The sequence below is a fragment of the Paenarthrobacter aromaticivorans genome, assembly GCF_019038615.1.
GTDB classification, from domain to species: domain Bacteria; phylum Actinomycetota; class Actinomycetes; order Actinomycetales; family Micrococcaceae; genus Arthrobacter; species Arthrobacter aromaticivorans.
In genome coordinates this window covers 1-13,173 of sequence record NZ_JAHOPC010000021.1, presented here as the reverse complement: position 1 = coordinate 13,173, position 13,173 = coordinate 1, and the positions used below count along the sequence as shown (strand labels likewise).

General features: G+C 62.1%; 10 protein-coding genes and 1 pseudogene. 6 read left to right on the top strand and 5 right to left on the bottom strand.

Features of this window, described 5'->3' with window-relative positions; translation table 11 throughout:
* Positions 1-165 precede the first annotated feature (165 nt).
* From KSW38_RS21890 to KSW38_RS21865, 6 genes and pseudogenes are all read left to right on the top strand, one after another.
* A complete protein-coding gene (locus tag KSW38_RS21890) occupies positions 166-1,047 on the top strand; it encodes an aldo/keto reductase (RefSeq protein WP_216927064.1) in 882 nt (293 codons plus the stop codon).
* 82 nt (positions 1,048-1,129) lie between these two features.
* Complete coding sequence (locus tag KSW38_RS21885; protein WP_216927063.1) at positions 1,130-1,573, top strand: GNAT family N-acetyltransferase; 444 nt, start codon at positions 1,130-1,132, stop codon at positions 1,571-1,573.
* 67 nt (positions 1,574-1,640) lie between these two features.
* Positions 1,641-2,837, top strand: a complete 1,197-nt coding sequence (locus tag KSW38_RS21880) for an FG-GAP repeat domain-containing protein (protein WP_216927062.1) — start codon at positions 1,641-1,643, stop codon at positions 2,835-2,837.
* Between the two features lie 4 nt (positions 2,838-2,841).
* A pseudogene (locus tag KSW38_RS21875) lies at positions 2,842-3,303 on the top strand (hypothetical protein); the annotation flags it as partial.
* A 176-nt stretch (positions 3,304-3,479) separates the two neighbouring features.
* The gene (locus KSW38_RS21870; RefSeq protein WP_216927061.1) at positions 3,480-5,228 is read left to right on the top strand and encodes a helicase HerA-like domain-containing protein; all 1,749 of its coding nucleotides are present in this window, start codon (positions 3,480-3,482) and stop codon (positions 5,226-5,228) included.
* 115 nt (positions 5,229-5,343) lie between these two features.
* A complete protein-coding gene (locus tag KSW38_RS21865) occupies positions 5,344-6,372 on the top strand; it encodes a hypothetical protein (protein WP_216927175.1) in 1,029 nt (342 codons plus the stop codon).
* An 85-nt stretch (positions 6,373-6,457) separates the two neighbouring features.
* Here KSW38_RS21865 and KSW38_RS21860 read toward each other — a convergent pair whose 3' ends face one another.
* From KSW38_RS21860 to KSW38_RS21840, 5 genes are all read right to left on the bottom strand, one after another.
* Positions 6,458-7,282: a type IV toxin-antitoxin system AbiEi family antitoxin domain-containing protein gene (locus KSW38_RS21860; protein ID WP_216927060.1), complete on the bottom strand. Its 825-nt coding sequence runs from the start codon at positions 7,280-7,282 to the stop codon at positions 6,458-6,460.
* 161 nt (positions 7,283-7,443) lie between these two features.
* Positions 7,444-9,417 (bottom strand): NHL domain-containing thioredoxin family protein, encoded by a 1,974-nt coding sequence (locus KSW38_RS21855; protein ID WP_216927059.1) that lies wholly within the window; start codon positions 9,415-9,417, stop codon positions 7,444-7,446.
* Positions 9,417-11,702 (bottom strand): bifunctional copper resistance protein CopD/cytochrome c oxidase assembly protein, encoded by a 2,286-nt coding sequence (locus tag KSW38_RS21850; protein ID WP_428982436.1) that lies wholly within the window; start codon positions 11,700-11,702, stop codon positions 9,417-9,419. Before KSW38_RS21850 ends, KSW38_RS21855 begins: the two co-directional genes overlap by 1 nt.
* Before the next feature lie 175 nt (positions 11,703-11,877).
* Complete coding sequence (locus tag KSW38_RS21845; protein ID WP_011776355.1) at positions 11,878-12,165, bottom strand: HU family DNA-binding protein; 288 nt, start codon at positions 12,163-12,165, stop codon at positions 11,878-11,880.
* A 294-nt stretch (positions 12,166-12,459) separates the two neighbouring features.
* Positions 12,460-13,023 carry a GNAT family N-acetyltransferase gene (locus KSW38_RS21840; protein ID WP_216927058.1) on the bottom strand — a complete coding sequence of 188 codons (564 nt, stop codon included), beginning with the start codon at positions 13,021-13,023 and terminating at the stop codon, positions 12,460-12,462.
* Between the last annotated feature and the right edge of the window lie 150 nt (positions 13,024-13,173).

The following is a 13,173-nucleotide window of genomic DNA, read 5'->3' as shown; positions in this document are numbered from 1 at the left end:
GAGGGAGGGTCTGCCGTTACCCGGAACCTTCAGAGCCCCACTGCATGGGGGTAATGGCATGCACTCCCACGGAATCAGCGCCCGGTGTTGACTGGAAATACGCCCACCGGTGAAGCGCAGAAAGTGCCCGTCCACCGTCCACACGCAACGACAGGAACAGGAAACATGAACATCACACTCAATAACGGCGTCGTCATGCCGGCACTTGGCCTGGGTGTCTTCCAAAGCGCCCCCGAAGAAACGACGGCGGCAGTCGAGGCCGCGCTCGCCACTGGCTACCGGCACATCGACACTGCCGCAGCCTACGGTAATGAGCGCGAGGTAGGTGAAGGCATCCGCAAGTCCGGCCTGGACAGGTCGGAGGTCTTCATCGAAACAAAGGTCTGGGTCAGCGACTATGGCTACGAGCAGACCTTGCACGCATGGGACAAGGCTGTGGGAAAGCTCGGCGTCGAGTCCTTGGACCTGCTCATTCTGCACCAGCCGGCTCCAGACAGGTTCGAGAAAACCATCGCTGCTTACAAAGCCCTGGAGACATTGCTTGCTGATGGCCGCGTCCGCGCGATCGGTGTCAGCAACTTCATGCCGCACCACCTGAAGGAGCTCCTCGCGGCCACCGACGTTGTTCCTGCGGTGAACCAGATTGAACTGCACCCGTACTTCGCCCAGCCGAACGTTCAGGCTGCTGATGCCGAACACGGCATCCTGACACAGGCGTGGTCACCGATCGGCGGGATCACGTTCTACCCGGGGTGGGGCGAGGAACGAAAGAACGTCATGGACGATCCCACGCTTGCCGGCATTGCGCAGACACACAGCAAGAGCCCGGCTCAGGTCATGCTGCGCTGGCACCTGCAACAGGGCCGCTCCGCCATTCCGAAGTCAACCAACCCGTCACGCATCGCCGAGAACTTCGACGTGTTCAACTTTGAACTCAGCGCTGAAGAACTTGCAGCCATCGACGCCCTCGACACGGGCAACCGCAACGGCCCGGACCCGGACATAGCCCGGGAAGAGCGTTTTGCCATGGTCATCCCCGAGGCCTAAGAGAAGGAACAAGTACAGAACCGCACCATGACATCACCGTCGACGAATACACCGGCAGCCAACGCACCATAGGCTTGTTCGCATGGCTGACTTCGTCCTCCGTCCCTGTGTAGCTTCCGACGCCGCGTGGATCGCCGAGCTCCGCGCGGTGGTGATGCGTCCGGATTTGGAACGGCTGGGGCGATTCGATCCCGTCCGTGTCCGCGAGCGCTTCCTCAACAGCTTCCAGCCGGAGCACACCTACGTGATCCATACGGGCGGTGTGGATGCCGGGGTCATTGCGGTTCGCCCCGAGCCAGATGCACGGTGGATTGAACACTTCTACGTGGCCCCGGCACATCAGGGTAAAGGGCTTGGGGGTGCCGTACTCCGACATGTCATGGCAGCGTCCGTGGACGAGAGGCCCTTCCGCCTGGACGTACTGCAAGGAAGCCCCGCCCGGCGACTTTATGAACGCCATGGCTTCGTGCTGGAGTCCGAGGATCCTGTCGACGTCTTCATGATGGCTATAACCACCCATGACTGAACCGCCGCAATTACGGTAGCCTCAGCACAAACCTATGCACCATCGCTGCTGGCTTCCGGGGGGAACATTGGGGATAAATCGAGCGCGGGCTTGGACGTTTGTCAGTGCTGCTGCATTGGCTCTGGCAGCCACGATGACCGGGACCGGGCACGCTACGGCGGACTCCCAGCCAACACCCGTCATCGACGGCGTCCCGTACGTAGGTGCGGAGCTCCGCCGACAGTACGACTACAACTATTGGGGTTGCCGGAACCCGGACGGCACCTCTGATGCCATCACTTTGGAATGGCTCCGCGATGGCGAGCCGCTCCCGGAGGAAAGGCAAGGAGACACTCTGCGGATCCTGCCTGAAGACATGGGCAGCCGTATCTCCATGCGTGTTCATCCCCTCACGCCAGGAAACCAGGGTTGCCCAACTGGCACGCAGCTGAGCAGCGAAACGCAGCCCGTCAAGGCGTCCAGCAGGGCCATGGGCTGGACCGGGCGCGGCAACTTTGAACCCCTTGCCCGCACCTACGATGGCAGACTCATCCTTTACCCGCGGACGTACACCTACGACAAGGGCGCCTGCGAGGGTCCCTGCCCGGCGTACCGGCGTTCCTGGGACGAACCCCGCCAGGTAGGCCAAGGGTGGAATGTTTTTGACATTGTCTTTTCCCCCGGCGACTTTGACGGCGATGGGTACAACGACCTCCTGGGCAGGGACGCTGCCGGAAAGCTCTTCCTGTACCCCGGCGACGGTGAAGGTGGCTGGCTTCCCCGGGAACAGGTGGGCCAAGGTTGGGCCATCTTCGACGCCATCGTGGGCCCGGGCGACTTCAATGGCGACGGCACCAACGATGTGCTGGCACGCGATGCCGCAGGCGGTCTGTTCCTCTACCCCGGCGACGGCGAAGGCGGCTGGCTTCCCCGTGAACAGGTTGGGTGGGGCTGGCAGGTCATGAACAAGATCATCACCGGCGGAGATATGAACGCCGACGGTGGCGTAGATATTTTCGGGCGCGACCATTATGGCTATCTGCGCCAATACCCGACTGACGGCGAAGGCGGCTGGGAGGAACCTGTCTGGTTCGGCACTGGTTGGGAAGCGTTCTCCGAGGTGGCCGGACTTGGCAGCTCCAGCCACACGAAGTACAACGACCTCGTCGCCGTTGACCCGAATGGCGACCTCGTCACCTATGCTACCGGCGCTTCAACCACAGGCATGTACGGCCCCTATGGCCCCATCGGCACGGGGTGGGACGTGTTCAAGGAACTGCTGTAGCCTTCGGGCGGCTAGAGCGATCCACGGCTGGTGGCATGGCTTCTTCAGCTTCGTGGATTCCGGGCCGCCGTCACACCGTCTTCGGGAGATGCTCGCGCTGCACCGCGCCGGATTCCTGAAGTTCCTGGTGCCGGGAATGTGGGTTCGCACCGACGAATCAACGGGCCGGTTTGTGGCAGGCTCCTTCCAGTCACCCGTGGTGGTGGATGCGTCCGCGTACATCGAGGCACGGCGGCCCTCGAGCCTCCGTGGAACGTTCAGCGAATCCAGCTTTGGCAGACCTGCACGACGCCGGATGGGGCACCGAGCAGAGGTTGCTCACCTCTGCGGATCCACACTCCACGGGCAAACTCCTGGTCTCCGGAATCAAAGGGTCCTGTCCCCTGTTGGTACTGCACAGAGCACTTTGTTTGCGGTGGGACCGTGGACGTCCGGTTGGGGCGCGGGAGCGTTTGCCCGCCCCAACTGAGTCGCAGTTAAGCGCGTTTTGACCGCCCAAAACGCGCTCAGCTGCTACTTACTTGGGCTATATCTACGAAAGCGCGATCCCCGCGTCGGTCCCCTGCTGGAGGAACTCGCCGTCGACCCACTCTGCGCAAGCATTTGGCCTTCAGCAAGGATCTTGTCCGGCCCAGCTAAGCTATGCGCATGGCCAACGAACCCATTGCAACAACTGCTGAAAAACTTGCCACCATCCAGCAGGGGTACGCCCTGGAAGGTGCCACCATCGAGCTGGGTGCGGCGATCGTGGACGGTGAAATCCACAAGGAGGCCCAGGTCCGGCTCCCCTTGGCGATGATGAACCGCCACGGCCTCGTGGCCGGCGCCACCGGTACTGGCAAAACGGTCACGCTGCACATGATTGCCGAGCAACTCTCGACGGCGGGTGTTCCAGTTTTCCTCGCGGACATCAAGGGAGATCTTTCGGGACTGGCGACGGCGGCAACGGGCAGTGAAAAGTTGAGCGCACGCACTGAAGCCCTCGGCCAGCAGTGGCAGGGAAAGAACTTCCCCGTGGAATTCCTTAGCCTCGGTGGAGACGGCAACGGCATCCCCGTCCGCGCCACCATTACCTCGTTCGGGCCCATCCTGCTATCGCGCATCATGGACCTCAATGAGACCCAGGAATCCAGCCTCCAGCTGATCTTCCACTTCGCGGACAAGAACAACCTGGAACTGATCGACCTCAAAGACCTCCGGGCCGTGATCCAATTCCTTACCTCGGACGAAGGCAAGGAACAGTTGGAGGACCTTGGCGGGCTCTCCAAAGCCACGGCGGGCGTTATCCTCCGGGAACTTGTTGGGCTGGAAGGCCAGGGCATGGAGAAGTTCTTCGGTGAACCCGAGTTCGATACCGCCGAGCTCCTCCGCACCGCCCCCGACGGCCGAGGCGTCATCAGCTGCCTTGAGCTGCCCACCCTCCAAACCAAGCCCCTGCTGTTTTCCACGTTCCTCATGTGGCTCCTCGCTGATCTCTTCGAAGACCTTCCCGAAGCCGGCGACCTCGACAAGCCCAAGCTCGTCTTCTTCCTGGACGAGGCTCACCTGTTGTTCAGCGACGCCTCCAAGGCCTTCCTTGAGGCCATCACCACCACCGTCAGGCTCATCCGGTCCAAGGGCGTGGGCATATTCTTCGTTACCCAGACACCCAAGGACGTCCCCGCCGACGTCCTGGGCCAGCTTGCCAACCGGGTGCAGCATGCCTTGCGTGCGTTCACCCCGGAGGATGCCAAGGCACTCAAGGCCACCGTGTCAACGTTCCCCGTCAGCGACTACGACCTCGAAGAGACGCTCACCTCCGCGGGCATCGGTGAGGCCGTCATTACCGTCATGAACGAAAAAGGCGCGCCTACACCTGTTGCCCTCACCCGGCTACGTGCCCCCGAATCCGTGATGGGTCCAAGCACCGATGACCTTGTCCGCAGCACCGTGGCCTCGTCCTCCCTTCTGGTCAAGTACGGGACAGCAGTAGACAACGTGTCCGCCTACGAGAAACTCACCAGCAAGGCCGCGCCCTCCACAGGCGACGCTGCGCCGGGCTTGCCGCCGGTTCCGGGCAGTGTTCCGGTGGGTTCTGCTTCGGGCGGTTCTGCCGGGGCGCCGTACGACATCGACGCCGAAGCGCGGCGCATCGAGGAAGAGATCCTCGGCTGCCCGAGTTCCCGTCCGGCCCCTGCGCCTTCATCGTTTCCAGAGCCGTCCTCGTTTCCTCCGGCACCTGCGCCGCAGCAGGCGTCCCGGCAGGACGGCGGCATGTTCGGCGACCTTGCCGGCGCACTCGGCGGAGCCCTGGGCGGTGGGCTGAAGAGCATGGTCCGCTCCATGGGGACACAGCTTGGCCGCGACCTCGTGCGCGGCGTTTTCGGTACCTCCTCGCGGCGCCGCCGCTAGCCCTTTTTGGCTGTCAGAAGCCCGACGGCGGGTGGCGGCAAGAGTTGCTGCCACCCGCCGTCGGGCCCTACAGGAAGCGTCTTCGCAGGTCACGCCGACGCCCTCATGCACGGCTATCGCTGCCGCGGCAGGTAACGTAAAGGGCGTGCAGTTGAGTCAAGCGATAGTCAGGACCGCAGCCGGATGGCTGCTCGGTCTGATGCTTGCTGCCGCCGGAGCCATCGTCTGCATCAACCTGGTGAGCTCCTCCGTGGCCAGTCCGCAACAGCCTGTCCGGGAGTACTTGGATGCCTTGCAAAAGGGCGAAGGCGAGCAAGCCCTGGGTCTGTTGCGAGCAAAAGTTCCCAGTGCGAATGCCGCCATGCTCGACGGCACGGCCCTTCAAACAGCCGCCTCAAAACTGTCTGACATCAAACTCGGAAACGCCGAGTCCAGGGGCAGCAACCGTGTTGCCGTGCCCATGGACTACACGTTGGACGGTAACCGGCTCCATACCGAATTCCTCATGGAGCGCACCGGGACCCAGTGGTTGTTCTTCGGCAAATGGGCTTTCGTTCCCACCACGCTACCCACCATTGAAGTCACCGTGGTCAACTCCAGCGAAGCAGCGCTCAACGGCGTCCCCGTGAACATGCCAAATGGCCACAACACCTTTGCCGTGTTCTATCCCGGCAAATACGAAGCCACCCTCAACGGCACATACTTCGAGGCTCCTCCTACCTCGGCCCTCGTTTCAACCCGGGACGGCGGCCAGGCCCCGCTGAACCTGCAGACGCGGTCAACCAAGGCCTTGAACGAAGCCGTCGCCGGCAAAGTCCGGGAATTCCTGGACACCTGCGCCGCCCAGGCCACCGAACAACAGCGCCTCCAACCTGATTGCCCGTTCTACCACGTCAGCAATGCGCGCGTCGTGGACGGAACCATCAAGTGGGAAATTACCGAGTACCCCAAGATCACGATCGAGCCCTTCGGCGGCAAATGGGTCGTTGCCCCGCTCAACGGCAAGGCAAGGGTTTCCGCCCGCGAGATCAATTTGTTCACCGGCTTGGTCAACGACCTCAACGTGGAGCATGATTTCAGCTTCACCACCCAACTGGACACGGACAACAACACGGTGACCGTCACACCCATGCTGACTTTCTAGGCCCCGCCGCACTGGCCCACCTTTCATCACCTGAGGCGTGCAGTCTGTGCTCGCGCCGGCTCCGAGCGGCCCAAAACTGGGCTGGTTACACCAAGCGGCCCCGACGAAGGACCTCACGTACGTGACGCAGCATCGCATCCGGCGTGTGGACAACATCGTCGTAGAAGAACCTCAGCACCAGCAAGCCCTGGCGGATCGCCTCGTTGTCCCTCCGACGATCCTTCTTGAACTGGCGCGGATTCAGATAGAACGCCAGCCCGTCGATTTCGATAATGAGGAAGCCCTCAAGGAGGAAGTCCACAGTTCCTACGCCGTCGATCCAGACCTGGGTCTCGGTCCGGATCCCCACATCCCTGAACAAGACACGCGCCAAGGTCTCGATCAAGGAACCCGCCCCACGATCAACTTTTGAAAGGACTTCACGGGCCCGCCCGCCCCGGTTGCCCACCAGGTGCCGCCGCAGGTATTCCAACGTGATGTCGCCGCGGATGAAGGCACTTTCGACCATCACCAGTGATTCCAACGCGGGCAGGCAAAGCAGCGCGTGCAACAGGACATCCGGCAGTGCAACGAACGGTTCGCGCCGCGGCTGGGACAGGGGCAGGCGGTGGCTGACGCATCCGGTCGCCCGCCGGCCGTTGCTTTGCCAATAGTGGGGCTCGGTTGGTTGGTGAAGCAGCCATAGGCCATAACGGCCTGCAGCAGACGCGCACGTCAGTAGCGATCTCGCTTTAACTGCCGCAACAAACTCCGGATCCGCACCAGGAAGGCCCAACACTCCCCGCTCTACGCGCTCAATACAGCCTGCCCGCAGCGCCGCCCGAATTGCGGACTCACTGACGCCGCGGGACTGCACCTGCCTGTTCAAGGCGACGCCGCCCAGCTGTCGCAGTGCTAGTTCCGCATCCATCCACACAGCCTCCCGCCAAGGCTAGGAAGGCCGGCAGTCCCAAACCGGCGTATGTGGAGAAGTGGGCGCGGCAAACTGGCCCGGTTACGGAGAAGGGTGGCGGCATGAAGAAGCCCGGGTCCTCCCTCTCAAGAGTCAAACCCGGGCCAGTTCAGCAGGCTTTAGTCCATGCCACGGAGGTCGAGCACCAGCTCTGATTCACCGTCGGCCTGCAAAATAACCGGGATGCCCCAATCCTGCTGGTACAGGTGGCAGGCTGCGTGGTCCGGAATTTCTCCGTCCTCGGTTTCAGGTCCGTCACAGGCGGCCGCACGGGCAGTGATGTGAAGGATGCCCTCGGGCACGTCGGGCGACAATTCGATGGTCCGCAACAGACCCACCGATGTCCCGCCTCCGGAGACCAGCAGTTCCGGAGGAGTGGAAGAGACCTTCATCTGCGTGGGGTCGCCCCAGCGGTCATCAAGCTTCTGCCCGGTGGGGGCCTTGAAGCGAACGGCCAGCTCCAGGGTTCCAGGTGTCACGGGGCTCTTGGGACGGTGCGTCTGGGACGCACCCTCATCCACCTGCTGGGCTTCCTTGGGGATCGGCACCAAAACCAGTTGATGCTTGTTTGACTCAACCACCACCAGTAGCGGATCACTATTGCTGTGGTTAACCACGACGACGTCACTCGGCTCAGCCAGGCCACGCGCCAACGTTGACACTGTCTTCGTCGCGGGATCGTACCGGCGAACGGCACCGTTGTAGGTATCGGCGATCGCTACGGAACCATCCGGCAGTACCGTGACCCCCAAGGGGTGCTGCAGGCGTGCCTCACTGGCGTCGCCATCACGGAATCCGAAGTCGAACAGACCTTGGCCGACGGCTGTCTCCACCGTCACGCCGGTTTCATCAAGCACCAAACGTCGCAGAGAGGAAGTCTCCGAGTCGGCCACCCAGATGTTGTCATCGGCATCAATGGCCAGGCCGGACGACTGGGCGAACCAGGCGTCCTCCGCTACGCCGTCCAACAGTCCTTCCAGGCCCGAGCCCGCCAGGATGGAAACCTGGTTGGTTACGGGATCGAACGCAAAGATCTGGTGCGTTCCCGCCATCGCGATCACGACTCGCTGCAGCTTCGCGCTCCACACCACATCCCACGGCGAGGACAAGGAAACCCCGGTCCCGAGGCCAAGCACCCCGACGTCGATTGCGTCAGCAGCAAAGTCAGCCGGACCGCCGTCGTGGTGTTCGGACCAGGCGCCCGCGCCCGTCTCGGTGACACGGGCAGGACCGGCATCGAGCAAGCGCTGCACACCGTTGCCGGCAACAGTCCGGACATGCCCTGAACTCAACGTCACCCCGCGAAGGCGGTGGTTCACGGTGTCCGCGACCACGGCGTCATAACCGAGCGTAGACGCGAGCTCGGAGGGAAGAACAGCTATACCTTGCGGCTCGTTGAACTCGGCGGTGTCCGCTTGGCCGTCCGCGTACCCCTTGGTCCCGGAGCCAATAACCCGCTCAACGGTTTTCAGGTCCGGGTGGAGCTCCACCAGGCGGTGGTGCCCGGAGTCGACGACGAGGTAATTGCCGTTGGCCAACTGCGTCGTCTTGCCCGGGAAGCGCAAGGTGCCCGACGTCGGCACAGGAGCAACGTACGGACCGTTACCCCGGTGGAGGGTCCCCTTTGCTTCGTGCTCAGCAACAAGTTCCTCAAGCAGCACGGCGAGGCCATCTGCGTGGCCTTCACCGGAAAGATGCGCCACGATGTAACCCTCCGGATCAACAACCACCAGCGTGGGCCAGGCACGGGCTGTGTACGCCTTCCACGTGGCCAGCTCAGGGTCGTCCAGAACCGGATGATGGATCTCGTAACGCTCCACGGCAGCAGCAAGGGCAACAGGATCGGCTTCGTGCTCAAACTTGGGCGAATGCACGCCGACTGTCACCAGGACATCAGAGTACTTTTCCTCAAGGGGCCGGAGTTCGTCGAGCACATGCAGGCAGTTGATGCAGCAGAAGGTCCAGAAGTCCAGCAGCACAATTTTGCCCCGCAGGGATTCCAGGTCAAGGGACTTTCCGCCCGTATTGAGCCAGCCGCGGCCCTCCAGTTCGGAGGCCCGGACCCGGAGTTGGGTGCGTACGGTTTCGCTCATCAGCGTCCTTCCAGCTTCGTGTTTCGTTCAGTCTTGCTGCTTGCTTCGCCAATGCTTCCCGTTGCGTGGCCTGTTGACGCGCTGTCCCCAGGAGCGGCGCCGTCGGTCGCTTCAGTCGTTTGAGTAGTCAGGGCCGTCGGGTTGGCTGAAGCCGGGCGGCCGGCCAACTTGGCATCGCGGTCAGCGAGCCGGGCAAACATATCGTTATAAGCACTGAGATCGGCGTCGTTATTCCTGTCGGCCGCACGGTCCACCCGTCGGGTCTCCCGCTCGTCCGAGCGTGACCACATGACGGCTACGCCGATTGCCACCAACAAGGTGGGAACTTCACCAATGCCCCAAGCCACAGCACCGCCCATTTGCTGGTCTGCAATGGCCGAGGCACCCCAGGTCCGGCCCAGGTTGCCGAAGTAGTCAGCAGCCAGCAGGCCAGTGCCGCCCATAATGGCCACGCCAAAGAACGCGTGGAACCCCATGGTTGCGAGGAGGAGCAGCAGGCGCATGGGATACGGCGCACGTCGCGGCAGTGGATCACTGCCGATCATGCTGAGCACAAAAATGTAGCCCGTCAGCAGAAAGTGCACATTCATCAGCTCATGGCCTACGTGCTCCCGCATCGCCAGGCCGAAAAGGTCCGAGTAGTAGAACAGCACGATGGATCCCGCGAAGTTCGCAGCGGCGAACAGCGGATGAGTCACCACCTGCGAGAACCGGGAGTGGACGAACAGGAGCAGCCACTCCCGAAGACCCCGCGAACCGTGCGCGCCTTCACCCCGGGAAGGGAGTGCACGCAGCGCGAGGGTCACCGGCGAACCCAACACCAGGAAGATCGGTGCCACCATGGTCAGGGCCATGTGATCCACCATGTGGGCAGAAAACAGTACGCGGCCATAGACAGCTGGCGGACCAGACGTGATGTAGGTGAGAATCACCAGTCCAATCATCCAGTTCACCGTCTTGAACCAGGACCAGCTATCCCCGCGCTTGCGGATCTTGATGATCCCGAGGATGTAGGACACAGCGCCGAACAAGGCGACTCCCACCCACAGCCAGTCAAAACGCCATTCCGTAAGCCAGCGCTCGGGGGTAAGTTCAGGCGGAAGCTCATAGCCGGACAGGATGAAGGCCGGCGAGGCGTCCGGTGCGTACGTGGTGGGCTGCGGCGGGGCCGAGCGCCCCAGCGCCACGGCGAGGCCCGACGTCGCGCCCATCACCAGCAGCTCAACCAGAACCAGCTGCCACAGCACCCGGCGGGCAGACATCGAACCGCTCTTTCCCAGCTGAGGTATGACCCACTGACGATGCATGAAGCCGATGCCACCCAGCACCAGGGTGGCAAGTGCCTTGGCAAGGATGATTTGCCCATAGGCAGAGCCAAACAGATCGCCCAGGTTCGTCACGCGGATGGCTGCATTTATCACACCGGACGCAAACACCAGAACGAAAGCAAAGCCTGCCAGGGCCGAGAACCTTCGGAGGGTCGGTTCGGTGATGTCGCTCGTCCCAGGCTTCCTGGAACCAGCGAGCAATCCGGAAAGGACCGCGAGCATGATGATCCCTCCCACCCACACGGAGACTCCAACCAGGTGAAGGCCCAGCGAGTTGATGGCGCCTTCGTGATCACTGGAGCTGGAGGAGTGACCGATCAGTGCGGTCGGAATCAGCCCGATCAAGGCAAGCAGCAGCGTAAAGGCGAGGCCAGTCAGCGATCGGACGCCGAAGAGCGCGGTGGTGACTACCGCAGCAATGATGGTGATGGACAGCCAGGCCTTGCCCGTATCTATGTCCGTCATGAAGTACACCAGCGAGCGGGTGAATTCAGCGTCCCCGGAAAGTCCCTGACCCGCGACATCCGCGTAGGTCAATACCAGGACCGCTACGGCGGACAGTGTCCAAGCGGCACCTGCCGCCGCGGCAACGGCAAGGGCGCGTGCAAAAGCTGGATGCTCCGGAGCCTCCAGATCCTTTTCACGGGATCGCGACCCTCTAAGGTTCTTGGGCAGGATTCCGACCGCGAAGATGAGGCCACCAATAACTGTCGCTATGGAAGCGTTGTGGACGGCTTTCGCCACCGGCAAGCCCCATCGAACCAGCGCACCGGGGTCCGAAACCTGGCGGGCAGCAGAAGCACCGGAGAAGACGAGGGCAGCAGCCAAAGTCAGGAAGAGCACCGCCAGTCCAGCAAGCTGCCATGGGACGGAAATGCCCGTGACGGCATTGCCGCCCCGCGCTCCCGGCTTGGGAACAGGCGATGGGGCAGTTGCGGAGCTTCTTGCGGATGGCACCTATCCATTGTCCGTTACGTGCGGCTGCGCTGCGAATCGGGAACCATTTGGGGAGGAGAAGTGGGCATCGGCAAGCGGATGCCGCCTTGGTGTGCGGGACAAGTGATTGCTTAACGGCAAAAGGGACGGCAACCAGTTGGTTGCCGTCCCTTTCAGGCATTCGCCGAAGTTGGAATTACTTCTTCTTGGCGACAGCAGCCTTCAGCTTGGAGCCTGCGGTCAGCTTAACGCTGTGGCCAGCGGCGATCTGGATGGTTTCGCCCGTCTGCGGGTTGCGGCCGGTGCGTGCTGCACGGTCGGTACGCTCAACTGCGAGCCAGCCCGGGATGGTGATCTTCTCGCCAGCGGCAACAGAAGTCTCGAAAACTTCGAACAGTGCATCGAGCACGGAGTTGACGGCTGCCTGGCTCGTGCCAGCCTTGCCTGCTACCTCTGCAACGAGTTCACTACGGTTCTTAGCCATTTACGTCCTCCTGGACTAATACGTTTTTTGAGCTTTCAAGCGGAATGCGAGCAAGCCACTGCTCGAAAACTTACCAGCTTGCACCGACTTGGCCAGCAAATTCCGCGTGTTTCCGCGCTTTTTTGACCAAAATCACCGGTTTTTCAGGGTTTTTGGGGGTGTGGACCGCACATGGCGTACCCTACGGCGTTGAACGGGCCACCATCCAGCGTAAGAAACCACGACGCCGACAGCCACCGCCGGGAGTTGCACGCGGCTAGCCATCGCGGCTTCAGAGCATCCAACCGACGTGGATCACAAGAGAATACGCTGATACAGGAAGTGGTCCTGCCATTCGCCTGCTATGTGGAGATACGACCGCGCCATTCCGATCCGCTCGAAGCCGGATCGTTTGAGGACTGCCTGCGAGGCTACGTTATGCAGCAGGGTTGCCGCTTGGATACGGTGGAGTCCCAGATCTTCGCTCGCCATGGAGAGAACTGCCTCTACCGAAGAAGTGGCAATGCCCTTGCCGGCGAACGCTTGGTCGACCCAATAACCCAGGTTGGCGTTCATGAATGGTCCACGGACTATGCCCGTCAAAGTAATCATGCCAACGACATCCCCGTCATGGAGAACTACCCACGGAACCTCCGTGCCAGCGGCATACTGGCTCAGTTTGCTCCGAACAACGGCCTCTTGCCCTGCCCTGGTATAAAACGCCTCGCTGCGCAGTGGTTCCCATGGGGCGAGGTACTCAGCGTTCCGGGTATAGGCGGCCGCCAAGGGCTCGACGTCGGACAGGGACAAAGTCCGAAGGTGGACTCTTCCATTCGCGGCGTTCCCAGACGGTACATCCAAAGCTCGGGTCAGGGTCATCATGCGACTCTAGCTCTTTGATTGCCCGTTAAAGTGGGGAAGCCCCGACCGTGGTGGTCGGGGCTTCCCGTTAATTGTTGTCCGGCGGTGTCCTACTCTCCCACACCCTCCCGGGTGCAGTACCATCGGCGCTGTGGGTCTTAGCTTCCG